We start from the raw sequence: 25,253 nt of genomic DNA, 5'->3' as shown, positions 1-25,253 counted from the left end.
TTGAAAACCATTGGGATCGTAGGTAATAAAGGAAAACCAGAAGCCCGGATTGTGGCCAGAGAATTGGTTTATCTTCTGGAAGCGCGGGGAGCCAAAGTGCTTCTCGATGAACAAATGGCTTCCTATGTGGACCGGGTTGATATCGGCACGAGTTTGGAAGTAATCGGTGCGGAGGCACAGCTGCTTTGTGTGTTGGGGGGAGATGGCACTCTGCTCGGTATTGCCCGCCGTTTGGCTGGAGCATCCCTGCCGATCTTGGGAATCAATTTGGGGACACTCGGATTTCTCTCCGAAGCGGACCCGGAAGATTTACCCCAAGCGGTAGACAAATTGCTTTCTGGTCAATACTACTTGGAAGAGCGCACCATGCTGGATGCGGAGCTCGTTCGCAATCAAACCAAGCTCGCCCGGTATACGGCCATGAACGATATCGGAATTGCCAAAGGATCATTTTGCCGTATCATTCAATGTACCGTTTATCTTGATGATGTATATGTGGGTACCTTCAGCGGAGATGGAGTTATTGTGTCAAGTCCTACAGGCTCCACCGCTTATTCGCTGTCAGCCGGCGGACCGATCGTAGCACCTAATGTGGATATGCTGCTGCTAACCCCAGTTGCCCCACATTCACTAACGGCAAGACCGATGGTACTCTCTCCCAATCAGGTCATTCGCATCGAGGTGGATGCCGTTCATCACGAGATGGGCTTGTCGATAGACGGTCAATTCGGGTGCAAGCTGGAGGGAGGAGACCAGATTTTTATTTGGAAATCTTCCTATGTCACGCCGCTGATCAGATGGAAAAAAGGAAGCTTTTTTGAGACGATACGAACCAAATTACAAGGGGAATGGGAGTAATTCTATGAGCAAAGGACAAAGGCATATCCGGATTCGCGAATTGATCGGAAGTCATGAGATCGAGACGCAGGATGAATTGGTGGAGCGTTTGCGCGCTGCCGGATTTAACGTGACCCAGGCAACGGTTTCACGGGATATCAAGGAGCTCCATCTTGTCAAAGTACCGCTGCCTGATGGCCGCTATAAATATTCGGTTCCGGTAGAACAAAAGTTTAACCCGCTTCAAAAACTTCGGCGAATGCTCGTAGATTCCTACGTCAGCATGGATCACGCCGACCATTTTATCCTGTTAAAGACACTTTCGGGTCATGCAAACGCGGTGGCGGAACTGATCGACAACCTTCCCTGGGAAGAAATCATGGGAACGATCAGTGGAGACAACACAATCCTGATTATCTGCCGCTCCAAGGAAAACTCCGAAGAGGTATCCAAGCGTCTGAGAGACATGCTGTAGGAGAGTGGAGGGAACGTATGCTGCTGGAGCTTTCCATACGCAACTTTGCGATTATCAAATCAGTCACCATCTCCTTTCAAAAAGGATTGAACATCTTGACTGGGGAAACAGGTGCGGGAAAATCCATCATCATAGACGCGCTGGGACTTCTTTTGGGAGGACGAGCCTCGACCGACTTTGTCCGGTACGGAGAAACGCGGGCAGAAGTCGAGGGGCTCTTTGAGCTGCCTCCCGGACATCCGGCATTTTCCGTTTGTGAAAACTTTGGCGTCCAGGTGGAGCCGGACGGGACGCTGCTCGTTCGGCGGGATATCTCTGCCCAAGGCAAAAGCATTATCCGCATCAACGGCCAGCTTGTCACACTGGCCATTCTCCGGGAACTGGGGCCGTGGCTGGTCACTGTGCACGGACAGCATGACACGCATATGCTGATGCAGGCAGACAAGCATATCCATTGGCTGGACTCTTACGGTGAAGCGGAGATGGGTTCAGCCAAGAAAGAGTATTCGCACTTGTATGTCAGCTACGCGAAAACCAAACAAGACCTCGAGCGGATGTCCCGCAATGAACGGGAGCTGGTTCAGCGGATTGATCTGCTCCAATATCAACTGAATGAAATCGAGGCCGCCTCCCTGACGCCGGGCGAGGACGAAAAGCTGAGCATGCAGCGGAAGAAATGGATGAATATCGAGAAGCTGTTCGACGGGATTCAGGATGCCTACCGCTCGCTGCACGGTGACCAGCGCGGCATGGAGTGGCTGGGACATGCCATGAGTGAGCTGGAGAGAATCTCCGCTTATGATGAGCAGTTGCTGCCGATTCTGGAAAATGTGCAGAGTGCTTATTACCAGGTGGAGGATGCTGTTCTGAATCTGAGACAGCTTGCCGATCGCCTCGATTTTGAGCCTGTGCAGCTGCAGGAAGTAGAGCGTCGACTGGATCTGATTCAAACGCTGAAGCGCAAATATGGGAAAAACGTGGATGAAATTCTGGAGTACGCGGCCACGATCCAGGATGAGCTGGATGAGATGCATCATTACGATGAGCGGCTGCAGCAATTGGAAAAGCGACTGGTAGAGCTGGCGGCAGACCTTGCTGTAGAGGCCTCCGAGCTGTCCATGATCCGTCAGGGATGTGCGGTCAAGCTGGCAGAGGATATCGAACAGCAGCTCAGGGAGCTACATATGGAGCGTGCGCGTTTTGCCATTGACGTTCGTCATGTACCGGACGAGGACGGCGTGGAGATCGAAGGCAGCAAATGGCGGGTGGACGCAAACGGGATGGATACCGTGGAGTTCCTGATTTCCCCCAATCCTGGGGAACCGCTTAGACCATTGGCCAAGATTGCCTCAGGCGGGGAGCTTTCCCGTGTCATGCTGGCGATCAAAACCATTCTGGCCGGGACGGATCAGGTGCAAACGCTGATTTTTGATGAAGTGGATACCGGGGTAAGCGGACGAGCGGCGCAAGCGATCGCCGAGAAGCTGGTACGGGTCGCACAAAAACGGCAGGTACTCTGCATCACGCACCTGCCACAGGTTGCATCCCTGGCAGATGCTCACTTCCTGATCCAAAAAAACATGAGCGAACACGAAACCACCACGCTGGTCAGAGGATTGTCCGAGGAGGAGCGGGTAATCGAGCTGGCACGCATGCTGGGTGGAGCCGAGGTCACGACAAAAACGGAAGAACACGCCCGGGAGATGATTCTCTTGGGGCAGAAGCGAAAAGCTGTCACGTAAAAGGGGCAGCTTTTTTGCTGTCCCGGGTTAACATCCATCACTCATACATTTTCCTGACATAATCCGAAACCCCGCAGGCAATAGTATAACTACACAAGGTGGAGGTGTTTCCTGTAGGTGTAGGTAGGGAACGGTAGGAGTGATTGCTGGTGAACCGTCACAACAAAAGAAAATGGATGGGAAGTCTCCTTCTCCTGATCACGGCTCTCGTCGTGAGTTCCACCCCGTTCCACGACTTGTCTTCTTTTCCCCACGAATTGCGCCTGATGGAGGGCTCATGGAAACAGCTTCGTGTGTCGATGCCTTTGATGGGTACCTTGGTCAACAGCAACCCGGATATCCTGAATGTAAACGGCATGGAGGCACGAGAGGTATCTGTTGATTTGAGTCAGCCTGTATCAGTAGAACCGAAGAAGGCCGGCGAGGCCAACCTGCAGGTAAAATGGCGTAATATCCCGTTAAAAGCTGTAAAAGTAAACGTGTTGCCTGACTTGCGTGTCATCCCGGGTGGTCAATCCATCGGGGTAAAATTGCAAACGGCTGGCGTCCTTGTCGTTGGTCATCATCTTGTAGACACTGGAAGTGGGAAGCTCTCCCCGGGAGAACAGGCGGGGATACATGTCGGGGATAGTATTATCAAAATGAATGACATGTATATCAATGACATGAATGACGTCAAAAAGATGGTGCGCGAAGCAGGAGAAAAAAAGTCAGCTTTGCATCTGCTGGTCGTCCGAGGCAAAGAGAAGTTAAACCTGACCTTGCGACCTGCCAAAGACAAAAAGGACGAGGAGTATCGGATGGGTTTGTACATTCGTGATTCGGCAGCAGGTGTAGGCACGCTTACCTTTTATGAACCGAATACGAAGGCATACGGAGCTCTGGGACATGTCATCTCTGATGTGGATACAGGACAAGCCATCGTTGTCGGCGACGGGCAAATCGTACGGGCGAGTGTAACCTCGATTGAAAAAGGACAAAGCGGGAATCCGGGAGAGAAATTTGCCCGTTTTTACAATGAAAGCGAAGTGCTGGGCAATATCTCCAAAAACTCACCGTTTGGCATCTTTGGAAAAATGAAAGAAGAACCAAAACGGGGCTTGTATCCGGACCCCATCCCCATTGCGCTGGCCGAACAGGTGAAAGAAGGACCAGCCAAGATCCTTACCGTGGTAGAAGGACAAAAGGTAGAAGAGTATTCCATCGAGATTGTGAATGTCGTGAAACAGCATTTCCCGGCTACAAAGGGTATGATCATCAAGGTTACGGATAAGCGGTTGCTCGAAAAAACCGGAGGGATTGTCCAGGGAATGAGTGGTAGTCCGATTATCCAGGATGGAAAAGTGGTTGGGGCGGTTACCCACGTGTTTGTAAATGATCCAACCTCTGGCTACGGCTGTTATATCGAATGGATGCTCCAGGACGCAGGGCTTCAAGTTCGTCCGAACCCGCCATCGAACCAGTCGACCGGAACCGCAGCATAAACCAAGCAATGGGATCCGTCTCGCCATCAGGTGGGGCGGTCTTTCCATTCCTTTGCAGAAGTTTGGGAATGCTTGTCGAAATATCGGAAAAATCATTCAATCTTTCGTCATTGGCAGGAATGGTCTGGGTATTGTCGAATAATCTTTGGAGTGAAGAGTGGTATGACAGAGGTTAGGGATTCTTTTACTTCCAAGTATACTTCCACCTTTTTTCCAAACAGACCGTGATTGTAAGGAGGAACGACTTTGAGCAAGATTGAAGTGTTGTTGGCGGATGACAATCGAGAGTTTGTAAGCCTGCTTGAGGAGTACATTAGCAGCCAGTACGATATGAATGTAATCGGTGTGGCGTATAACGGGAACGATGTCATTCGCTTGCTCCAGGAACGAATTCCCGATGTACTGATTCTGGATATTATCATGCCTCATTTAGACGGTCTTGCCGTTTTGGAACAAATTCAATCGATGAGACTTTCTCCCCAACCGAAAATCATTATGCTGACTGCATTTGGTCAGGAAGAAATCACGAAAAAAGCGGTTGAACTGGGAGCTGCTTATTACATTTTGAAACCGTTTGACATGGAGATCTTGGCGCAGCGCATCCGCCAGATGACCAACAGCAAGCCAGCGAGTTCTTTTGTGTCAGCGGTCAAACCGCAAAACACCATGCAAATCCGCGGGCGCAATCTGGATGCCAGCATTACCAGCATCATTCACGAAATCGGGGTTCCGGCTCATATCAAGGGATATTTGTATCTGCGCGAGGCCATCACGATGGTATACAACGATGTGGAACTGCTCGGTTCCATTACCAAGGTTTTGTATCCTGATATTGCCAAAAAGTTCAACACCACGGCAAGTCGAGTCGAGAGAGCGATCCGCCACGCCATCGAGGTAGCGTGGTCCCGAGGAAATCTTGACTCCATCTCCAGCTTGTTTGGCTACACCATCTCCAACACCAAAGCGAAGCCGACCAACTCTGAGTTTATCGCGATGGTGGCAGACAAGCTGCGGATTGAGGCAAAGATTAGTTGAAATGATCGGCATTCGTAAATGAACGACATGACTTGCGAGGAAAACGTCTGCAGGCTGACTATGGGTACATGCTACCATAGTCAGCCTTTTTCCTGAGTCGCATACAGACATATTGAATAGAAGAACAATCCGTGCAAAAATAAAGGAGAATGAGTAGAGGAGGCAGGTGTTGACCATTGAACACGATTGCAGAAATTTTAAAGCATAATCAGGCCTTTGTTGCGGAGAAGGAGTACGAAAAGTATCAAACGACGAAGTTTCCGGACAAACGTCTGGTCGTCCTGTCGTGCATGGACACCCGCTTGGAAGAACTGCTTCCGAAGGCGATGAATTTGCGCAATGGGGACTTTAAACATGTAAAAAGTGCAGGGGCTGTTGTCTCTCACCCGTTTGGGAGTATTATGCGGAGTATTTTGGTCGCAATCTATGAGCTGAATGCCGAGGAAGTGATCGTGGTGGGCCACTATGACTGCGGCATGAGTGCAATCAACGCGGATAAAATGATGGCAAAAATGAAAGAGCGAGGGATCGCGGAGGAAACATTCCATATCATCAAAAACTCTGGTATCAGACTGAACTCATGGCTGCGCGGCTTTGACTGCGTGGAGGAGAGCGTCAAAAATAGTGTGGACGTGATTAAAAATCATCCTCTGCTGCCGGTTCATGTCCCTGTTCACGGTCTATTGATTGATCCCGTTACGGGAAAACTGGACCAGGTAGTAAACGGATATGAGCGGGCAGATGCGGGTGAATAGTCCCCTCTCCTCCTCGGTTTCGAGAAGGTCTTTTCTCCGCAGGGGAGTTCGGCTCGCTTTGGGAGCGATTGGATTGGGAGCGGCATCGACGGTGTATGGCTATTCACTGGAAAGGCATTGGCTCCAGGTCGTTGAGCAACCCATCGCGATTCCCGAATTGCCCGAACCGTGGAAAGGGGTGCGTCTTCTCCACTTTAGCGATCTGCATTTGGGGTATTACCTGGGGATTACCGAGCTGGAAAAGATTGTAGACAGGATCAACCAGGAGCGCCCGGACTTGATTTGTTTTACCGGGGATCTGGTCGACGAAGGGACGGGTCTTCTGCCTTTGGCTGTTCCTGTTCTGCAAAAACTTCAGCCTCCGCTTGGTAAATATGCCGTCTTGGGCAACCATGATTGGCGCTATGGGAAAAGCCGGATCATCCATGAAGCGTTGCAAAGTGCCGGGTTCTCTGTATTGATGAACCAGCACGCTGCGATTCAGAAGCAGGAGAGTACGCTCTATGTTGCTGGTTTGGACGACGTGCTGCACGGTGTGCCTGACCCGGCGCTTGCACTTGATGGCATTCCTGCTTCTGGCAAAGTCATTTTGCTGGTTCACGAGCCTGATTATGCAGATCAGGCTCTCCAGTTTCCATTTGTTTTGCAATTGTCTGGACATAGTCATGGAGGGCAGGTCCGTTTGCCGATCCTGGGACCTCTGATCACGCCGCCGATGGGGCAAAAATACGTCAGCGGCTTACGGTACGCGGGAGACGGAAAGCTGCCGGTGTATACGAATCGAGGAGTGGGAACCACCATTTTGCCGATTCGTTTCTACTGCCGACCCGAATTGACAATGCTGACCCTGACATAACAATCTTACATAAAAGCTAATAATATTGTTTCATCCAGTGGACGAATGGCATGAAAGCCTCGTCCTCTTTTTTTCCATGCAAATAGGCGATCAGGGTCGGACGAGTAAATTCTCCCTGGGCGATATCCAGGGCAGCTAATCTGCCCGTCAGAACTTCTTCACGCACCGTTCTCTCCGGAAGCATGGTAACGCCCAGCCGCTGCTCGACCATTTTGATGACAGCACTAAAGCTGTCCAACTCCATGATGACATTCGGAAAAACACCCCGCTGGGCGAGAAAGTGATCGACGCGCTGACGATAGGGAGCGGTGTGATTGCCAAAAGCGATAACCGGCTCGCTTCCCCACTTGCGAAAACCGGGAAAGGCCGCAGTCCAGGGATGATCAGGTGACGTCACGAGCATAATTCGGTCGCTCGGTAAAAATTCCTGATGGATATGGGGATGGTATACTTCATGCCCGAGAAACGCGATGTCCGCCGTTCCTGTCAAAAGGGAAGAGATCGATTCTTCGTAGAGCGTAGAGCGTACATAACAGGTAAAATACGGATGCTGTTTGCGGTATTCGCCAAGCAGACGGGGCAGTTCGTACGCGATGAAGGCTTTTCCCGCGACGATCGTCAGGGCTTGGCGCTCATCCCGCTGCGATGAAAAGGAGCGAAGCTGCTCGACGATGGATGCCGCGACAGGGAGAAGCCTCCTTCCCTCAGCAGTCAGACTAACACCCGTTGAAGTACGAATAAAGAGCGAGGTGCCAACCTGACGCTCCAGCTGCTTGAGTCGGTGGGTTACCGTTGACTGAGCCAGAAACAAAGCGGTTGCGGCTCGATTCAAGGAACCATGCCGGGCAATCGTCAAAAAAATTTCCATGCTTTGCAGGTCCATCTTGGTATTCTCCTCTCCTGAAGTGGAACAGTGGTTATCGAATTCATGAATAGGTAGTTATCAATATACTATAACAAAAAAGGGAAAAAAGGGATATGATGGAGACAGGAGGTGGTTTTCCATGAATCGGGAGGAAGAAATCAAAAAACAGGTGCAGGAACAGTTTGGCAAGCATGCAAAAGCTTATGTGACCAGTGTAACCCATGCGAAGGGAGAAGATTTGCCGCTGCTGGTTGAATGGCTGAAGCCGCAGGCAGATTGGCGCGTCTTGGATGTCGCCACAGGCGGGGGGCATGTTGCCAAAACACTTGCACCGCACTGCCGACAAGTCGTCGCGACGGATCTGACCGTATTGATGCTGGAAGCGGCCAGAGAAGCGCATCTGGAAGAAAAGCTGGAGAATATCCTGCACGTCCAGGCCGATGCCGAAAAGCTGCCTTTTCTGAGCGAGACGTTTGATGTCGTCTGCTGCCGGATCGCCGCCCACCACTTTCCCAACCCCGCAGCCTTCATCCGTGAGATATCACGGGTGCTGCGCCCGAATGGCCAGTTCGTACTGATTGACAATGTCGTTCCTGACGAGTCAGGGGAATTTGCGTCCATTGGAGATTTCATCAATCAGTTTGAAGCCCTGCGGGACCCAAGTCACGTACGCTGTCTCTCCCCCGGTGAGTGGAAAGTGCTGATGGAGCGGGAAGCTCTGGAGGTTCAGCAGGAAAGACTGCGCAAGAAACGTTTCCAATTTTTGCCGTGGGTGAAACGAACAGCCCAGTCGCAGGAACAGCAAGAAGCTGTCGAACAAATGCTGCTACAAGCAGATGATCATATTCGTTCCTATATGGGTGTCAGTATCGCAGATGGACGTGTGCAAGAACATGAAATTGATGAGTGGATGGTTCTCTGTAAAAAAAGATAGCAAACGAAGCAAACGTAAGGAGAGTTGAAAGATGCATACATGGATTGGATTGGATCACGTACAGTTGGCAGCACCGGTTGGTTGTGAAGAGGAGGCCCGTCAATTCTTCAGCGGACTTTTGGGTATGACCGAAGTCCCTAAGCCGGAAGCATTGAGAAAACGAGGGGGAGTCTGGTTTCAATGCGGCTCGCAAACGGTTCACATCGGAGTGGAGGAGCCCTTTGCCCCTGCGAAAAAGGCCCATCCTGCTTTCCTGGTAAAACAGATCGAAGCATTGCGTGCACGATTGCTACAAGCAGGTGTAACCGTAAAAGGGGGGGAGGAGATCCCGGGCGTGATCCGCTTCTTTGCAGATGACCCTTTTGGCAACCGCCTGGAGTTTATGGAGGTGCCAGGTGATGAGCATTGATTTTCATGCCCCGAAGAATCGTGATACCTACAGTTCCCGCAGGGCGGACAGCGGATGGCGGGAAGCGATGGGACGCTGGGTTGATCCTGCTGGCTTGCGCGTGATCGATCTGGGGTGCGGAGGAGGGATTTACACAGAAGGATGGGCGGAGCTGGGAGCAGGCCACGTCGTCGGAGTCGATTTTTCTGAAACTATCCTGGAAGCGGCGAGAGAGAAAACAAAGGAATTCCCAGAAATCAGCTATCACTGCAGTGATGCTTGTCAAACCGCTTTGCCAGATGAGAGTGCCGATATCGTCTTTTCACGGGCATTGCTTCACCATGTAAAAAACAGTCAGGATTTTTTTCATGAGGCCTATCGGCTGCTGGCTCCCGGAGGCGTCTGCATCATTCAAAACCGGACATTGGCCGATGTCACAGTTCCAGGCTCCGCAGATCATCTGCGCGGATTTTTCTTTGAAGCATTCCCGAAGCTGCTAGCGTTTGAGCAAAACAGACGTCCGGCGGATGAGCAGGTGCGAAAAGAGATGCGTCAGTCGGGATTTACCCAAGTCACCTCGCACCAACTGTGGGAAGTACGCAGGACCTATCAGAGATGGGTCGAGCTGGAACGCGATCTTGGCAATCGTACGGGCCGCTCTCTACTTCATGAGTTAACCGATCAAGAGCTACGGCAGCTAATCAACTACATCCATCAAAAGATAGAAGGTCGTGAGCCGATACACGAACAGGATCGGTGGACCGTGTGGGTGGGTGTGAAGGGATAATGGCAGATTTGTGAAATCGTCTGTCACAAATCCTGATTCGACTTGTATCCCTTTGGGGTATTCTATATAATGAAGGTGCTATCTTGTGTTCGCTTCATTTTTTTCCAAAGGAGTTGTGTACTTCAATGAAAGTTAATCTGTTCGATTTTTTGATGTTCGTATTCACATTCTTTATCGCGATGGGCCTGCTTCGCTCTTACCGTGCGAAAAACAAATTCGCGATTGGCTTTGGTCTGGTGTCTCTGGCCGTGTTTCTCTTCGCAGACGGCTTGATCATCTACTACGCAACCAAAGGTATTTAATATTGTCGGTACATAGGCAAAGAGACTGTGCGTGAGCGTACGGTCTCTTTTTCGTTTTCCCGCCACCTCTTGCATGTCATCCGGTAATTTTTAGCATACTAGAAATGGAGGTGGACCAGGTGGGAAAAAAGGTTTGGCTAGGCAGTGTTTCACACATGGCAAAAATTGCAGCAGACCGAAAAACAAAACATCTCTGTTCGCGCATTCAGCCATTTGAAGTGGCGGTCGTCGATCATGCCGATCTGGATGAGATGGCGGCGCTGTCACTCTTGCAGGCCAATGTAAGAGCTGTGTGTAACCTTTCCCCTTTTTTGACTGGAACCTACCCCGCAGAAGGCGCCAAACGTCTTTTGGAAGCGGGTATTCCCCTCTATGAAGTACAGGATCAGACACCACAGATGATTGACGAAGTGGATGGAGCACTAGGCATGGTCAGAAAAAACGAGCTGTGGATTCAGACGGAAGATGGTTGGAAGCGGAAGGCCAGGCTGAGCAAAGTGAGTGAACAAGAGCTGGAGCGGCGCTGGCAGGAAGCAAGTGAACGTCTGGATGAAGTTCTATCCACATTTATTGACAATACACTCAGCTATGCCCGCGCTGAGAAAGAGTGGTTCCTGCGTCCGATGAAACGGCCCAAGCTGCGCACTCAGATGGAGGATCGCCATGTCGTGGTGGTCGTCCGGGGGAGACATTATCGCGAGGATTTACGCATGCTTGCTACTTACATACGTGATTATAATCCTGTCCTGGTCGCCGTGGATGGAGGAGCAGATGCACTGCTGGAGAATGGATATTGCCCCGACTTGATCATCGGCGATATGGACAGTATCTCCGATGAGGGTCTCCGATCGGGTGCCGAAATCGTAGTTCATGCCTATTCAGACGGAAGTGCGCCAGGAGAAGAGCGTGTGGAACAGCTGGGTCTCAGCTATCATCTGCTGCCCGCGCCCGGTACGAGTGAGGATATCGCCATGCTGCTCGCATACGAGGAAAACGCCAAGCTGATCGTAACCATCGGCACCCATTCCACGATGATCGATTTTCTGGAAAAGGGCAGAAAAGGAATGGCCAGCACCCTTCTCGTGCGCACCAAGATCGGCTCTCGGTTAATTGATGCAAAGGGGGCGAGCCTGTTGTATCAACCACGCTGGACATGGAATGGGACAGGCTTGCTCGTCGCAGCTACGCTCGTCCCGGTCATGGCTGCTTTGACGATTCATCCTGTTGCGCGCCACACCATGCAGCTATGGTGGATGCAGTGGAGCAGCTGGGCATTTTAGGAGGGGTGTCATGATTCCTTTTCGTCATCATCTCATCTCGCTGGCTGCGGTTTTCCTCAGCCTCGGGATTGGCATACTGCTCGGAGGAATGGCCGGACAGCCCTGGTTTTCTGTGAGCGAAAAAGAAGTCCTGAGCAAAATGGAAAGCAGATATCAGCAGGCATTAAAGAGCAACAGCGAGCTGAAACAACAAATGAACCGCCTGCAAAGCGAAATCGAAAAAAACAAAGCGGAGGCTGCACATCTGATGGCCGCCCGTTATACTGGTTCGATGGAAGGCAACAAGCTTTATCTCTGGCATTCTGCTGATGTTTCCATCGCCCCTCTGAAGCGTTTGCTAAAGCAGACAGGAGCCGTAGTCGTACCGTATGGAAGCGGTATCACTCCGTTGGACGGACCGCTTCTCGTATTGGCGGTGACACAGCCGGAGTGGTTACATAATCTGCCGGAGAATAGTCGTTGGCTCTTCGTGGATCAAATACCTGAAACGATCGCTCAGCAATGGGCGCTGCTGGAACAACTGCAAAATCTGATGACGGAGTTGAAAGCGGAGCGTGAAAAAAGTTAGTGTCATCATCCCGGCCTATAATGAGGCGGAGTGGATCGTCCCGACGCTCACAGCAATCCGTGAGCAGCTCGCGGTCGAGGAAATTATAGTAGTGGACGATGGAAGTCAGGATGCGACTGGCAGTCTTGCTGCCCGGCTCGCGGATCGCGTGATGCGGCACCCGGTGAATCAGGGAAAGGGCAGGGCGCTGCAAACAGGCTGGCAAGCCTCCAGTGGGGATGTTCTCTTATTTTTGGATGGCGACCTGCGGGAAAGTGCAGCACAAGCAGGTGAGCTGCTTGCCCCTGTACTCGCTGATGAGTGTGACATGGCCGTTGCTGTGCTGCCTCCCCTTCAGCGAAAAGTGGGCCTTGGTTTGGCAAAAGGTTTGGCCAGACAGGGTATAAGGGCGCTAACCGGCTATTCCCCAAAGGCTCCTTTGTCCGGACAAAGAGCGCTGAAGCGGCAGGTTTTGGAAGGAATCGGCCAGCTGGAGCCGGGATTTGGCATCGAGGTTGGGCTGACGATTACGGCCCTGCGTGCAGGTTACCGAATGATGGAGGTTCCCGTTTCCTTTACCCATCGCCAAACGGGAAATGATTTTGCCGGTTTTCGGCATCGGGGCAAAGAGATGGTCGCGATTGGCAAAGCGTTGGGAAGAAAATGGTGGGAGGGATCGCCATGGAGACGAGCCTAACCGGTGCATGGGTCCTGAGCGTAGCAGGGCCTTTTCTGTTTCATCGGTTCTATTTTCAACCATTATGGGAAAAACTGCATAATGCCTCCATTGTCAGGACCAATTACAGGGGAGAGAAGGTAGTCACTGCGGGCGGCGTATTTCTCATCAGCTATGCGGCTGCGGTCCAGCTTCTTTTATTATGCGTTGGATCTTTTCAATCCGTAGATGGAACGACGCTGAAGCAGGGCTTGTTGCTTTTGGCAGGTTCCCTGGCGATGGCCTGCTGCGGCTGGCTGGATGATCGATCAACAGATAAAATCCCAAAAGGGTTTCGCGGACATTTTGGTGTTCTCTTGCGGGAGGGGCGTTTGACCAGCGGAGTGTGGAAAGCGGCGGGAGGTGCAGGGACGGCACTCGTCGTCAGCAGCCAGTTGCATACGGGTATCATGGATGTATGGGTGGGTGCTGGTGTTTTGGCTCTATCCTCCAATCTGTTAAACCTGTTTGACGTCAGGCCGGCACGGGCCATCAAAGTATTTTGGCTGGTCATGGCAGGGGCAGCCTGCAGCCTGCTTCTGTATGCGGAATCAACACAATTGTGGATCTGGGTCTTGCCTGTTTTGACGTCCACCTTGCTTTTGTTTCCGCATGATGCCCATGCCCGTCTGATGCTGGGAGACACAGGAGCCAACTACCTTGGATTTATCGCCGGGTTTGTGCTTACCGTCACCCTTCCGTTTTTCGCTCAACTAGCGGTGCTGGCTTTATGGCTCGGTCTTCATCTGCTGTCCGAATATGTTTCCTTCACCCGGTTGATCGCCCAAGTCGGTTGGTTGAATCGGCTGGACGAATGGGGAAGGCCGATGGAGACAAAATAAAAAACCGGGAATGCCTCCCGATTTTCTGACAATGCCGTCTTTTTTCACGATGCGATTTCTATTCCTCTTCAGGCTCCTGTTTCATAAAGCGGGGCTGGACACGGTTTCTTTTGCGGTCGTGATGCAGGATAAAACCGGCGATAAATAGAACCGGTATGACAAACAGCAACACGCCCGAGATAAGCTTTCCCCAGAGAAATGGAGCGTCAGGCCCGATGGAATAGAAAAAGGCGTCACGAATCAATTTAATTCCGAACATGGCAACCAACGCCGGTATGACCATGATCATCAGCGCAACCAGTTTCTGCCCGATCAAGGGTGTTTCTCCCCTTTCCATCATGCTACCTACCCATCATAATAGATGGATTGCTCCTTGTCCAATGGAACATCTGCCTGTGCATGAGGGCCGGCTTGGGGTACAATGGTAACAGTTTGATCTGAGGAAAGAGGGAAGTCGGCATGCACAAGCTGCTCATCGTCGGAGCGGGCCAGGGAGGAACTACGCTTCTGAAAATGCTAAGCCATATGGAGCGTATGAAAATCGTTGCAGTCGTGGACGAGCGTGCAGATGCACCTGGCCTAAAGTTGGCGCGTTCCCTGGGAATTGAAGTGGGAACGGATTTTCGCCCATATCTGTCAAGCGATATTGACGTGATACTGGAGGCCACCGGAGATTCGGCAGCTTACGAGGAAATACTGTGCCTCAAACAGGAAAAAACAGTTTTGATTCCAGGAACGTTCACGGCAATCATCATGAAGCTGATTGGCGAGCGCGATGATTTAATCGCCGCTTTGACACAGAATCAGCGTGAACGTGAGACAATGCTTAATTCCACTCACGATGCCATTATCGCTGTCAACCGGCAGGGAACTATCACCCTTTTCAACAAGGCTGCGGAACGGTTGATGGGCATCCAGGCAGACGAAGTGCTGGGGACGGCAGTCGCGGAGCGAATACCCAATACACGCTTACATATTGTATTAGAGACAGGACAACCTGAGCTGAATCAGGAGCAAGTGCTGCCCAACCAAACGCGAATCATTACGAACCGTGTCCCGGTTCGAGACGAGCGGGGAGAAGTGGCGGGGGCCGTGGCCATTTTTCGGGATATCACCGATATTATGGCGCTGGCAGAAGAAGTAACCGATTTGAAGGAACTGAAAAGTATGCTGCAGGCGATTATCGACTCTTCGGATGAAGCCATCTCGGTGGTGGACGCCAAAGGAAATGGTCTGCTGATCAACCCTGCCTATACGCGCATCACCGGTCTGACCAGGCATGATGTGATCGGCAAACCGGCTACAGTCGACATATCCGAAGGGGAAAGCATGCATATGCAGGTCCTGAAGACCAAAAAGCCGGTTCGCGGCGTACATATGAAGCTCGGCTCGAAACGAAAGGACGTCGTTGTGAATGTGGCACCTGTCATGGTGGATGGCGAGTTGAAGGGCAGTGTCGGTGTCATCCACGACGTTTCGGAGATCAAACATTTGACAGAAGAGCTGGAAAAGGCTCATCGTATTATCCGCACACTGGAAGCCAAGTATACTTTTGAGGATATCATCGGGTTCAGCGATCCGATGCGTGCGGCCCTTGAACAAGCCCAAAAAGCAGCGCTGACACCTGCTACAGTGCTGCTGCGGGGAGAGTCGGGAACCGGGAAAGAGCTGTTTGCCCACGCCATCCACAATGCCAGCAGCCGCAAATACAAACAATTCGTACGTGTAAACTGCGCAGCCATTTCCGAAAATCTGCTGGAGAGCGAGCTGTTCGGCTACGAGGAAGGCGCCTTTACAGGGGCGAAGCGAGGCGGCAAACGGGGGTTGTTTGAAGAAGCGAGCGGCGGCACTATTTTTCTCGATGAGATCGGCGAGCTCTCCATGAGCATGCAGGTGAAGCTTTTGCGTGTACTGCAGGAGCGTGAAGTGGTCCGTGTCGGCGGGACGAAAGCGATTGAGATTGATGTACGCGTAATCGCCGCTACCCATGTCAATCTGGAGTCCGCGATCCAGGCGGGCCGTTTTCGTGAAGACTTGTACTACCGGCTCCATGTCGTCCCCATCTACATCCCGCCGCTGCGTCAGCGGCTGGAGGATATTCACCCGTTGGCCATGCATCTGGTGCGCAAATACAATCAGGAATACGGTAGAAATGTAGAGGATATTGCCGAGGGAACGCTGCAGCTTCTCTATGCCTATCAATGGCCCGGAAATGTGCGAGAGCTGGAGAATGTATTGGGACGGGCAATGATCCTGAAAAAACTGTCGGAACGCGTGATACAGCCGGAGGATTTGCCGCCGCTGGAAAGAAGGAGCAGACAAACCGACCATCAGGTAGCATCTCCTCGGGCAGAAAGTGCAGGGAAAACACTGAAAGAAGCGATGGATGAAGCAGAGCGCGCACATATCCTGCGGGAGTTGGCTTCTGTTAAAGGAAATCGCACAGTGGCGGCCAAACGTTTGGGAATCTCGATCCGCAATTTATACTACAAACTGGACAAATACGGGATTGCCGAAGAATAACCGGATGATAAAAATGATCCCTCCAGCAGATAAGTGCAATTTTTTGCATGCAAATGATTGCTCATATATGCAAAAGAATGCAGAATAAAGTGAGAGGAAAAGATGGAGAGTGCAGAAAAATGAAGCGCTTACATTCTTCAGGCGGTTTGGCATGCGAATTGCATGTATGAATGACTGCTGGGAAAATCTCCATTTGGGGAGCCTCAGACCAAACAACATTGATAAACGCAAATGAACTTATTAGGGAGGTTTCTTCATGAACATCTTTGACTACATGCAAAAATACGACTACGAACAGCTTGTTTTTTGCCAGGATGAGAATTCTGGACTGAAAGCGATTATCTGCATACATGACACGACCTTGGGTCCTGCCCTCGGCGGAACGCGCATGTGGCCTTACAAAACAGAGGAAGAAGCAATCGTGGACGTGCTCCGTCTTGCCCGCGGAATGACCTATAAAAACGCCGGTGCCGGTTTGAACATCGGTGGCGGGAAAGCCGTGATTATCGGAGACCCGCGCAAAGACAAGAGCGAAGAGCTGTTCCGCGCATTTGGCCGTTATATCCAAGGCCTCAATGGCCGTTACATCACTGCAGAGGATGTAGGGACGACCGTTGCGGACATGGACATGATTCATCTGGAGACCGACTATGTGACTGGCGTATCTCCGGCGTTTGGTTCCAGCGGCAATCCTTCTCCAGTGACTGCTTACGGTGTTTATCGGGGGATGAAAGCGGCTGCGAAACAAGCTTTCGGCAGTGATGACCTCTCCGGCCGCGTGGTAGCGGTTCAAGGTGTTGGCAATGTGGCCTACAACCTCTGCCGCCATCTCCATGAAGAAGGCGCCCATTTGATCGTGACAGATATTAATGAAGAAAATGTAAATCGGGCAGTCAATGATTTCGGAGCAAAAGCAGTGGGTGTCGATGAAATCTTTGGTGTGGATTGCGATATCTTTTCTCCGTGCGCACTCGGTGCCATTGTCAACGACGACACGATTCCGCTGTTCAAAGCGAAAGTAATTGCAGGGGCAGCCAATAATCAGTTGAAAGAAGAAAGACATGGCGACAAGATTCACGAGATGGGCATCGTTTACGCCCCTGATTACATCATCAACGCTGGCGGCGTCATCAATGTGGCGGATGAACTACAAGGCTACAACCGCGAGCGCGCGTTAAAAAAGGTAGAGACCATCTACGACAGCATCCTGAAAGTATTTGAAATCGCTGAGCGCGATGGCATGCCGTCCTACAAGGCTGCTGACCGTATGGCAGAAGAGCGGATTGCCAGCCTGGCCAAATCGAGAAGCTCCTTTTTGCAAAACGGCAAATCGATTTTGCAACGGTAATGTAATCACGTAATAGAAGCATCTGTTGCGGGGGCAAACGGCCCAGTCAGATCGGTTTGTCCCCTGAAACAGACCAATTGGTACATACATAGAAAAATGTAAGGGTACAGCATTGCAGCAACTGTCAGCCGGATTTAAGAAGAATCGTCGGGCGGGGCGCTGCATGCCAACACGACGTTCGAATGTGGAGTTTGCCACCAGGCCAGCAGAGGGGGAAAAACAATGTCGCAGGAATATGATCTCGTCATCTTGGGTGGGGGAACCGGTGGCTACGTAGCTGCCATCCGAGCCTCACAACTGGGCATGAAGGTAGCAGTCGTTGAAAAGGGAAAAATGGGCGGTACTTGTTTGCACCGAGGTTGTATCCCTTCCAAGGCGCTGCTGCGCAGTGCAGAGGTATTTGCCACGCTGAAAGAGGGCGACAAATACGGCGTTATGGCCGAGAACATCGGACTGGATTTCTCCAAAGTGCAGTCGCGCAAAGAAGGGATCGTCGATCAACTGCATAAAGGCATCCAGTATTTGATGAAAAAAGGAAACATTACGATAATCGAAGGCTTTGGCCGCGTGATGGGTCCCTCCATTTTTTCACCCCAGGCAGGAGCCGTGCGGGTCGAGAAACCCGACGGAGAACAGGAAATGCTGGTGCCTCGTTTTCTGATGCTGGCGACAGGCTCCAGGCCACGGACGCTTCCGGGTCTCACCATCGACGGAAAATACGTGGTGTCTAGTGACGAGGCTCTGCAGTGGGAACAGCTTCCCGCTTCAGTTGTGATTGTCGGCGGCGGTGTCATTGGCATCGAGTGGGCGTCCATGCTGAGCGATTTTGGAGTGGAAGTCACAGTCGTCGAGTACGCTGACAGAATATTGACGACAGAGGATGAGGACATCAGCAAAGAGATGACCCGTTTGCTGAAAAAGCGGAAGATCACGATTGTGACGGGAGCAAAGGTATTGTCCGAAACACTGCAAACGGCTGAGGATCGAGTCACCATCCAGGCTGAAACGGCAAACGGAGTCCAGACCTTCGAGGCGGAAAAATTGCTCGTCTCTGTAGGCAGACAGGCCAACGTGGAGAATATCGGTCTGGAAGCTACGGAAATTCAGGTGGAAAAGGGCTTTATTCGCGTCAATGAACATTTCCAAACGGCTGAATCCCATATTTACGCCATCGGCGACGTAATTGGCGGACTCCAACTGGCTCATGTCGCTTCTCATGAAGGTATTCTTGCGGTAGAGCATATGGCAGGACTGCCAGTTGAACCGCTTGACTACACCAAGGTGCCCACCTGCATATATGGCCGACCGGAAATCGCCAGTGTCGGGTGGACAGAAGCCGAAGCCAGAAGCCAGGGCTATGAAGTGAAAGTAGGCAAATTCAGCTTCAAGCCGCTGGGGAAAGCGCTGGTTCATGGTGAGAATGACGGCTTTGTGAAAATAGTGGCAGATGCGAAAACCAATGATCTGCTTGGCGTACACATGATTGGTCCACATGTGACCGACATGATCTCTGAAGCTGGCTTGGCACGAGTGCTGGACGCTACCCCGTGGGAAATCGGCCATACGATTCATCCTCATCCGACGTTGTCGGAGGCTTTCATGGAGGCAGCTCTGGCCGTAGACGGCAAAGCGATTCACAGCTAGGAAGATGACAAGGAGGGTATCCGAAAATGACTAGCAAACGGCATGAAGAGGTTGGCTTGACTGACAAACAGGTGCTCAAGATGTATTATTACATGCTCCTGGCTCGGAAAATCGACGAGCGCCAATGGCTTTTAAACCGAGCGGGTAAAGTGCCGTTCGTCATTTCCTGCCAAGGACAGGAGGCTGCACAGGTAGGCGCTGCCTACGCCTTGCAGGTAGGGAAGGATTATCTATGTCCCTATTATCGCGATCTTGGACTGGTGCTGGTTTTTGGCCAGACTGCCCGCGATTGCATGCTCTCTGCTTTTGCCAAAGCAGAAGATCCGAACAGCGGCGGACGACAAATGCCAGGTCATTTCGGTGGTAAAAAGTGGAATATCCTGACGGGCTCCAGCCCTGTTACGACTCAGGTGCCCCATGCAGTCGGGATTGCACTTGCGGGAAAAATGCAGAACAAAGATCACGTCGTCTACGCTTCCTTCGGCGAAGGCTCCAGCAATCAAGGAGATTTTCACGAAGGAGCCAACTTTGCCGGTGTGCATAAATTGCCAGTAATCTTTTTCTGTGAAAATAACAAATATGCGATTTCCGTGCCCCTGAAGAAGCAGCTCGGCTGTGAAAGTGTGGCAGATCGAGCAATCGGCTACGGCTTTCCTGGCGTCAGCGTGGATGGCAACGATCCGATCGAGGTTTACCGCGTGATGAAGGAAGCAGTCGAACGGGCCCGTACCGGTCAGGGACCTACGCTGATCGAGGCTGTAATGTACCGACTGGTTCCCCATTCCAGTGATGACGACGACCGGACCTATCGGACTCGCGAAGAAGTGGAAGAAGCGAAGAAGAAGGACCCAATTCTGTTATTTAGCAACTATCTAAAAGAAGTGGGGCTCCTGGATGACGCCAAGGAACAGGAACTGTTGTCCCGCGTCCAGAGCGAAGTTGATGAGGCGACTGACTATGCAGAACAAGCGCCTTATCCGACACCTGAATCTACGCTGACCCACGTATACGGGGAATAAGGGGGAATCCACATGGCAGTCATTTCGTATATTGATGCAATCACCATGGCGATGCGTGAGGAAATGCGCCGCGATCCCAATGTGTTCGTATTGGGGGAGGACGTCGGTGTGCGAGGCGGTGTCTTCCGGGCAACGCTCGGCTTGATTGAAGAGTTCGGCGAAGAGCGGGTCATCGACACGCCGCTTGCTGAATCTGCAATTGTCGGTGTCGGCATCGGTGCGGCCGCTTACGGGATGCGTCCCATCGCGGAAATACAGTTTGCTGACTTTATCATGCCGGCTGTAAACCAGATCGTCAGTGAAGCTGCAAAAATGCGTTATCGTTCCAACGGAGACTGGACATGTCCGCTGACTATCCGTGCCCCATTTGGCGGCGGCGTCCATGGAGCCCTGTACCATTCTCAATCAGTCGAGGCGATGTTTACCAATGTGCCCGGACTGAAGGTGGTTGCTCCTTCCACTCCGTATGATGCCAAAGGACTGCTGAAGGCAGCAATCCGGGATAATGACCCCGTGCTCTTTTTTGAGCACAAACGCTGCTACCGCCTGATTAAAGGCGAGGTGCCTGAGGATGATTACGTACTTCCGATCGGCAAAGCTGACGTAAAGCGTGAAGGAACGGACATCACCGTGATCTCCTACGGACTTACCCTTCACTTTGCGCTGCAGGCGGCTGAAAAGCTGGCACAGGAAGGGATCAGTGCGCACGTACTGGATCTTCGCACCCTGTATCCGCTTGACAAGGATGCGATTGTCGAAGCTGCCTCCAAAACGGGCAAAGTGCTGATTGTACATGAGGACAATAAAGAGGGCGGCGTCGGAGGCGAAGTGGCCGCAATAATTGCCGAGCATTGCCTGTTTGATCTGGATGCGCCAATCAGACGTCTTTGCGGTCCTGATGTTCCCGCGATGCCATACAGCCCGCCGATGGAAAAATTCTTTATGCTCAATCCGGACAAAGTGCTGGAAGCAATGCGGGATCTGGCCCACTTTTAATACCAAGGAGGACCATCGAACATGGCGACAAAAGTCCTAATGCCCCAACTCGGAGAAAGTGTGACAGAAGGCACCATCACCAGATGGCTGGTGAATGTGGGAGACATGGTCAGCAAATACGATCCGCTTGCCGAGGTCTCGACGGATAAAGTAAATGCGGAAGTCCCGTCCACAGTAGCCGGACGCGTAACAGAGATTGTGGTTCCTGAGGGTGAGACAGTTGCTGTCGGAGCCTTGATCTTATACATCGAAGAACAGGGTGGCAGTGCGGTTGCTGAGTCTGAGCCGAGCACTCCTGCTGAAGCTCCAGCCGCTGCCGAGCAGTCTGCGGCCCCCATCACAGCTCCGACACCATCCGCTGCAGCGACAGCCGGAGCGGTAACCGAAGCGCAGCAAAAGCCAGCGGGCCAAAAACAGCGGTATTCGCCAGCGGTTATGAGACTTGCACAAGAGCATGGCATCGACCTTTCGCGCGTCCAAGGGACAGGGATGGAAGGCCGTGTGACGCGCAAGGATGTTCAGGCGATCATCGATGCGGGCGGACAGCAGCCAGTTGCATCCGTACCGGAAGCTTCGATTACAGCCGCTGCGGTTACCCCTGCAGAAGCGGTTCAATCAGCAGCCAGTGCGCGTGCCGATCATCTGAGCCAAGCAGAGCCAACCGCAATCAAGGCCCAACCGACATATGATATTCCGATGGCGACAGGCGATCAGGTAATTCCGGTGACGCCGATTCGCCGAACCATTGCCAGCCGTTTGGTGCAGAGCAAGCAGGAAGCCCCTCATGCCTGGACCATGGTAGAGGTAGATGTAACCAAGCTGGTTGCTTTCCGCAATCAGGTGAAAGACGAGTTCAAGCGAAAAGAAGGTGTCAGCCTCACGTTCCTGCCCTTCTTTATCAAAGCTGTCGTCGAAGCGTTGAAGGAATACCCGATCATCAACTCCACCTGGGCCGGTGACAAGATCATTGTCAAAAAAGATATCAATATCTCCATCGCGGTTGCTACAGAGGATGCCCTTTTTGTTCCTGTGATCAAACAGGCCGATCAAAAATCCATCCTCGGCATCGCGAAATCCATCGAAGAGCTGGCGTCCAAGACACGGGCAGGAAAGCTCACGATGGATGACATGACCGGCGGAACGTTTACGGTCAACAATACGGGATCATTTGGTTCCGTCTTGTCGATGCCGATCATCAATTCTCCGCAAGCTGCGATTCTAAGCGTCGAGTCCATCGTCAAGCGCCCAGTCGTGATTGATGACATGATCGCCATCCGTTCCATGGTAAATCTCTGCCTTTCACTGGATCATCGCATCCTCGATGGGCTTGTCTGCGGCCGTTTCCTGCATAGCGTGAAACAAAAGCTGGAAGCGATCGGACCGGACACGAAATTGTATTAAGCAGACTGGACAATACAAGACAAAACAAGACAAAATGAGACAAAATGAGACAAAACGAAATACAACAAGTCAAAAAACAAGACGGGCTAGTATTCAGCTCGTCTTGATTTTTTTAAAAAAATTCTTTGCTAAACCTTTGTAACCTTTTCCCATCATTTGTCGTCATACTTATTGAATGCCGCGAGTTCTACCAATTTATTTCGGAAAGATTCCCTCATTTTCGTAGATATGGTAAACTTATAGCGTTTCCAAAAAAATTTGAACGATTACGAGAGAAATACGGGAGGAAGAACATGGAGAAGAGCAAAAAAGTACTTCCAATTATGCTGGCGACTGCTCTGGCAGCAACGCCGTTTGTCGTAGCTCCACATCCGGCTAGTGCAATCAGCAAAATCAAAATTAAAGCAGATGATGACGAAACAGAAGCAGACAGTGAATATACGATCGAATTCACCCTGGACAAAGACCTGGATTCCGGAGACGAAATTACTGTAACCTTTCCCAAAGATTTCACTGTTGATCGCAATATCGATAAAAGCGATATCGATGCAGACTTTAAAGTAAAAAGCGTCAGTGTGAGCGGCAAAAAGATTACGATTAAAGTTGGCGAATCCATTGACGAGGACGATAATGTGTCCTTTGACATCCGAAGAGGAATTACCAACCCGCGCTCCAAGGGTACATATGACATTGACATCGAAACGACTTCCGAAAAATCCAAGTCAGGTTCCGTCAAAATCACCGATGGCGGAAGCAGCAAAAGCGGAAGCAACAAAAAAAGCAGCTACGATGATTACGATGTAGAGATCGACGACAATACCGAAAAGAAAGAAACCCAATACGTAATTGGACCGATCAAACTCAAAGAAAAGCTGACAGAAGGGGATTGGATCACTGTTACCTTCCCAAGCTCTGACATGCTGCCTTCGAAGATCTCCAAAAACGATATCGACATCAACAAATACAGCCCTGATTCTGTGTCGGTTTCGGGTAAAAAAGTTGAAATCAAAGTGCCTTCCAAGGCAAAGAGCGACAAGGAACTGACGCTGAAATTCTACAAGAGCGCAGGGATTACGAACCCGTCCGCAGGCAATTCCTACACAATTAAAGTTGAATGGGATCGTGACACCTACGAATCTGAATCGTTCAGCATCAAAAAATCAGGTTCTTCCAGCTCCACAACCTCGACAGGCACTGATTTTACGGTTACGCTTTCCGACAACGCCCCTGGAGCACGCTCCAGCTACAGCTTTGAAGCTGACTTTGGTAAAACAGAACTGAAGGATGACAGCACAGTGTTGATTGAATTGCCATCCTCCGACATGATCCCGGGCTTTTTGGATCCGCAAGACTTCACGATTAACGGCAAAGCTGCGCGGAAGGTAGGCTTCTCCGGAAACAAGCTGTCCCTGACGACACCGTACAACTTCTCGCCAAGCAAACAGGTTCGCATCAATATTGCGCAGAGTGCCTGGATTACCAATCCAAAGGCCGCTGGTGATTACACAATCAAAGTTACGGTGGATGGAAAGACAGCAACATCCAAATCATTCAGAATCGATGGTGCGGGCTCTTCGATCACTACACCGACAACTCCGACCGCGCCAAATACAGGAACAACTGTGCCAGCCAACAACAACACGGCTACCGTTGGTCTGACAAACACGGCAGTTGGACAACAGACAGGTGTGAACATCTCTGTTAAGGCATTTGGAGCAGCGCTTGCGAAACAGCGCGACTTCGTCGAGGTTGTTTTCCCAGTTGGCTACAAAGTGCCGGCATACATCGCACCAGGTACCGTTTCTGTTAACGGTGTGGCTTCCAGCTTCGTAGCCGTTCGCGGCCAAAATGTGCTGGTCTACCCTGCACAAGACATTCCTGCCGGATCTGGCGCCAACATCGCAATCAGTGCGGCAGCTAACATCGTCAACCCGGCTGCAAAAAATACGTACAGCATCAGCGTGTTCAGCTCGGAGGAAAAAGGCTTGCTGTTTAACCGCGTCGTAGGGGTGGGCGTACCACAGCCAGCGCAACCGCAGCCAACAACTCCAACACCACAGCCGCAGCCATCCGTAAACGTTCCAGCGAACGCGGCTTTGTTCAAAATTAATACGAACACATTCCAGCTGAATGGCAAATCGTATCCATTGCAGGAAGCACCTTATCTGGCAAATGGCAATACCACCATGGTACCGGCTCAATTCTTCAAAGAAGCCATGGCGCTGACTACGTTCTGGAACAACAATGCCGTAACCATTTCCAGTGGTAGCAAAGTGATTCGCCTCACTGTCGGGTCGAACAAAGCAACAGCTGGAAATCAAGAATTTACGCTGCCAGCACCTGTTGCACTGAAAAATGGAATGCCGATGATTCCGGTGCGCTTCGTTACCGACAATTTGGGCTACAAAGTGGGCTGGGATGCAGCCACTTCCAGCGTATACGTTTACAACTAAAGAGGTTCTCGGGCAACCGAAGCTT

The 25,253-nt window shown here is 51.4% G+C and carries 24 protein-coding genes; 22 read left to right on the top strand and 2 right to left on the bottom strand.

Annotated elements, in window-relative coordinates; all coding sequences use genetic code 11:
- The 7 genes from NDK47_RS15775 to NDK47_RS15745 all read left to right on the top strand — a co-directional run bounded on the left by NDK47_RS15775 (position 1) and on the right by NDK47_RS15745 (position 7,184).
- Complete coding sequence (locus NDK47_RS15775) at positions 1-858, top strand: NAD(+)/NADH kinase (RefSeq protein WP_251876193.1); 858 nt, start codon at positions 1-3, stop codon at positions 856-858.
- 4 nt (positions 859-862) lie between these two features.
- The gene (gene ahrC, locus NDK47_RS15770; RefSeq protein ID WP_251870713.1) at positions 863-1,312 is read left to right on the top strand and encodes a transcriptional regulator AhrC/ArgR; all 450 of its coding nucleotides are present in this window, start codon (positions 863-865) and stop codon (positions 1,310-1,312) included.
- Positions 1,313-1,329: 17 nt separating this feature from the next.
- Positions 1,330-3,054: a DNA repair protein RecN gene (gene recN / locus NDK47_RS15765; protein WP_251870712.1), complete on the top strand. Its 1,725-nt coding sequence runs from the start codon at positions 1,330-1,332 to the stop codon at positions 3,052-3,054.
- Positions 3,055-3,203: 149 nt separating this feature from the next.
- Positions 3,204-4,538, top strand: a complete 1,335-nt coding sequence (spoIVB, locus tag NDK47_RS15760) for a SpoIVB peptidase (RefSeq protein ID WP_251870711.1) — start codon at positions 3,204-3,206, stop codon at positions 4,536-4,538.
- A 246-nt stretch (positions 4,539-4,784) separates the two neighbouring features.
- Positions 4,785-5,573, top strand: a complete 789-nt coding sequence (spo0A, locus tag NDK47_RS15755; protein WP_251870710.1) for a sporulation transcription factor Spo0A — start codon at positions 4,785-4,787, stop codon at positions 5,571-5,573.
- 176 nt (positions 5,574-5,749) lie between these two features.
- Positions 5,750-6,328, top strand: coding sequence for a beta-class carbonic anhydrase (locus NDK47_RS15750; RefSeq protein WP_251870709.1), 579 nt, complete (start codon positions 5,750-5,752; stop codon positions 6,326-6,328).
- 58 nt (positions 6,329-6,386) lie between these two features.
- A complete protein-coding gene (locus NDK47_RS15745; RefSeq protein WP_322112062.1) occupies positions 6,387-7,184 on the top strand; it encodes a metallophosphoesterase in 798 nt (265 codons plus the stop codon).
- Positions 7,185-7,200: 16 nt separating this feature from the next.
- Here NDK47_RS15745 and NDK47_RS15740 read toward each other — a convergent pair whose 3' ends face one another.
- The gene (locus NDK47_RS15740) at positions 7,201-8,067 is read right to left on the bottom strand and encodes a LysR family transcriptional regulator (protein ID WP_251870708.1); all 867 of its coding nucleotides are present in this window, start codon (positions 8,065-8,067) and stop codon (positions 7,201-7,203) included.
- A 121-nt stretch (positions 8,068-8,188) separates the two neighbouring features.
- Here NDK47_RS15740 and NDK47_RS15735 point away from each other — a divergent pair, with 121 nt between their 5' ends.
- The 8 genes from NDK47_RS15735 (at position 8,189) to NDK47_RS15700 (ending at position 13,844) form a co-directional block, all read left to right on the top strand.
- On the top strand, positions 8,189-8,983 hold the full coding sequence (locus NDK47_RS15735) for a class I SAM-dependent methyltransferase (protein ID WP_251870707.1): 795 nt from the start codon (positions 8,189-8,191) through the stop codon (positions 8,981-8,983).
- 31 nt (positions 8,984-9,014) lie between these two features.
- Positions 9,015-9,392 (top strand): VOC family protein, encoded by a 378-nt coding sequence (locus NDK47_RS15730; protein WP_251870706.1) that lies wholly within the window; start codon positions 9,015-9,017, stop codon positions 9,390-9,392.
- Positions 9,382-10,158: a methyltransferase domain-containing protein gene (locus NDK47_RS15725; RefSeq protein ID WP_251870705.1), complete on the top strand. Its 777-nt coding sequence runs from the start codon at positions 9,382-9,384 to the stop codon at positions 10,156-10,158. Before NDK47_RS15730 ends, NDK47_RS15725 begins: the two co-directional genes overlap by 11 nt.
- Positions 10,159-10,283: 125 nt before the next feature.
- Complete coding sequence (locus tag NDK47_RS15720) at positions 10,284-10,460, top strand: DUF2759 family protein (RefSeq protein WP_251870704.1); 177 nt, start codon at positions 10,284-10,286, stop codon at positions 10,458-10,460.
- Between the two features lie 119 nt (positions 10,461-10,579).
- On the top strand, positions 10,580-11,740 hold the full coding sequence (gene steA, locus NDK47_RS15715; protein ID WP_251870703.1) for a putative cytokinetic ring protein SteA: 1,161 nt from the start codon (positions 10,580-10,582) through the stop codon (positions 11,738-11,740).
- A gap of 10 nt (positions 11,741-11,750) precedes the next feature.
- Positions 11,751-12,308: a copper transporter gene (locus NDK47_RS15710; RefSeq protein WP_251870702.1), complete on the top strand. Its 558-nt coding sequence runs from the start codon at positions 11,751-11,753 to the stop codon at positions 12,306-12,308.
- Complete coding sequence (locus NDK47_RS15705) at positions 12,295-12,984, top strand: glycosyltransferase family 2 protein (protein WP_251870701.1); 690 nt, start codon at positions 12,295-12,297, stop codon at positions 12,982-12,984. Before NDK47_RS15710 ends, NDK47_RS15705 begins: the two co-directional genes overlap by 14 nt.
- Complete coding sequence (locus NDK47_RS15700; protein WP_251870700.1) at positions 12,969-13,844, top strand: UDP-N-acetylmuramyl pentapeptide phosphotransferase; 876 nt, start codon at positions 12,969-12,971, stop codon at positions 13,842-13,844. Before NDK47_RS15705 ends, NDK47_RS15700 begins: the two co-directional genes overlap by 16 nt.
- 58 nt (positions 13,845-13,902) lie before the next feature.
- Here the strand turns inward: NDK47_RS15700 and NDK47_RS15695 are convergent, their stop codons facing one another.
- Entirely contained in the window at positions 13,903-14,181 is a 279-nt protein-coding gene (locus NDK47_RS15695; RefSeq protein ID WP_407653447.1) for a DUF2627 domain-containing protein, read from the bottom strand.
- Positions 14,182-14,303: 122 nt separating this feature from the next.
- Between NDK47_RS15695 and NDK47_RS15690 the strand changes: the two genes are divergently transcribed.
- The 7 genes from NDK47_RS15690 (at position 14,304) to NDK47_RS15660 (ending at position 25,228) form a co-directional block, all read left to right on the top strand.
- Positions 14,304-16,367 (top strand): sigma 54-interacting transcriptional regulator, encoded by a 2,064-nt coding sequence (locus NDK47_RS15690; RefSeq protein ID WP_251870698.1) that lies wholly within the window; start codon positions 14,304-14,306, stop codon positions 16,365-16,367.
- Between the two features lie 256 nt (positions 16,368-16,623).
- The gene (locus NDK47_RS15685; protein WP_251870697.1) at positions 16,624-17,715 is read left to right on the top strand and encodes a Glu/Leu/Phe/Val dehydrogenase dimerization domain-containing protein; all 1,092 of its coding nucleotides are present in this window, start codon (positions 16,624-16,626) and stop codon (positions 17,713-17,715) included.
- 222 nt (positions 17,716-17,937) lie between these two features.
- Entirely contained in the window at positions 17,938-19,359 is a 1,422-nt protein-coding gene (lpdA, locus tag NDK47_RS15680; RefSeq protein ID WP_251870696.1) for a dihydrolipoyl dehydrogenase, read from the top strand.
- 26 nt (positions 19,360-19,385) lie between these two features.
- Positions 19,386-20,378 (top strand): thiamine pyrophosphate-dependent dehydrogenase E1 component subunit alpha, encoded by a 993-nt coding sequence (locus NDK47_RS15675; RefSeq protein WP_251870695.1) that lies wholly within the window; start codon positions 19,386-19,388, stop codon positions 20,376-20,378.
- Positions 20,379-20,390: 12 nt separating this feature from the next.
- Positions 20,391-21,374: an alpha-ketoacid dehydrogenase subunit beta gene (locus NDK47_RS15670; protein ID WP_251870694.1), complete on the top strand. Its 984-nt coding sequence runs from the start codon at positions 20,391-20,393 to the stop codon at positions 21,372-21,374.
- A gap of 21 nt (positions 21,375-21,395) precedes the next feature.
- Entirely contained in the window at positions 21,396-22,775 is a 1,380-nt protein-coding gene (locus NDK47_RS15665) for a dihydrolipoamide acetyltransferase family protein (protein ID WP_251870693.1), read from the top strand.
- Between the two features lie 293 nt (positions 22,776-23,068).
- Complete coding sequence (locus tag NDK47_RS15660) at positions 23,069-25,228, top strand: copper amine oxidase N-terminal domain-containing protein (RefSeq protein ID WP_251870692.1); 2,160 nt, start codon at positions 23,069-23,071, stop codon at positions 25,226-25,228.
- The last annotated feature ends 25 nt before the right edge of the window (positions 25,229-25,253 follow it).

Source organism: Brevibacillus ruminantium (assembly GCF_023746555.1).
Taxonomy (GTDB): domain Bacteria; phylum Bacillota; class Bacilli; order Brevibacillales; family Brevibacillaceae; genus Brevibacillus; species Brevibacillus ruminantium.
This window is presented reverse-complemented; position numbering and strand designations above follow the sequence as displayed.

Coding starts and splice junctions, on each gene's coding strand:
- recN (WP_251870712.1), top strand. CDS start 1,330: ATGCTGCTGGAGCTTTCCATACGCAACTTTGCGATTATCAAATCAGTC.
- ahrC (WP_251870713.1), top strand. CDS start 863: ATGAGCAAAGGACAAAGGCATATCCGGATTCGCGAATTGATCGGAAGT.
- NDK47_RS15725 (WP_251870705.1), top strand. CDS start 9,382: ATGAGCATTGATTTTCATGCCCCGAAGAATCGTGATACCTACAGTTCC.
- NDK47_RS15740 (WP_251870708.1), bottom strand. CDS start 8,067: ATGGACCTGCAAAGCATGGAAATTTTTTTGACGATTGCCCGGCATGGT.
- NDK47_RS15730 (WP_251870706.1), top strand. CDS start 9,015: ATGCATACATGGATTGGATTGGATCACGTACAGTTGGCAGCACCGGTT.
- NDK47_RS15660 (WP_251870692.1), top strand. CDS start 23,069: ATGGAGAAGAGCAAAAAAGTACTTCCAATTATGCTGGCGACTGCTCTG.
- NDK47_RS15685 (WP_251870697.1), top strand. CDS start 16,624: ATGAACATCTTTGACTACATGCAAAAATACGACTACGAACAGCTTGTT.
- NDK47_RS15710 (WP_251870702.1), top strand. CDS start 11,751: ATGATTCCTTTTCGTCATCATCTCATCTCGCTGGCTGCGGTTTTCCTC.
- NDK47_RS15700 (WP_251870700.1), top strand. CDS start 12,969: ATGGAGACGAGCCTAACCGGTGCATGGGTCCTGAGCGTAGCAGGGCCT.
- NDK47_RS15690 (WP_251870698.1), top strand. CDS start 14,304: ATGCACAAGCTGCTCATCGTCGGAGCGGGCCAGGGAGGAACTACGCTT.
- NDK47_RS15675 (WP_251870695.1), top strand. CDS start 19,386: ATGACTAGCAAACGGCATGAAGAGGTTGGCTTGACTGACAAACAGGTG.
- NDK47_RS15695 (WP_407653447.1), bottom strand. CDS start 14,181: ATGGAAAGGGGAGAAACACCCTTGATCGGGCAGAAACTGGTTGCGCTG.
- NDK47_RS15735 (WP_251870707.1), top strand. CDS start 8,189: ATGAATCGGGAGGAAGAAATCAAAAAACAGGTGCAGGAACAGTTTGGC.
- lpdA (WP_251870696.1), top strand. CDS start 17,938: ATGTCGCAGGAATATGATCTCGTCATCTTGGGTGGGGGAACCGGTGGC.
- NDK47_RS15720 (WP_251870704.1), top strand. CDS start 10,284: ATGAAAGTTAATCTGTTCGATTTTTTGATGTTCGTATTCACATTCTTT.
- NDK47_RS15665 (WP_251870693.1), top strand. CDS start 21,396: ATGGCGACAAAAGTCCTAATGCCCCAACTCGGAGAAAGTGTGACAGAA.
- NDK47_RS15670 (WP_251870694.1), top strand. CDS start 20,391: ATGGCAGTCATTTCGTATATTGATGCAATCACCATGGCGATGCGTGAG.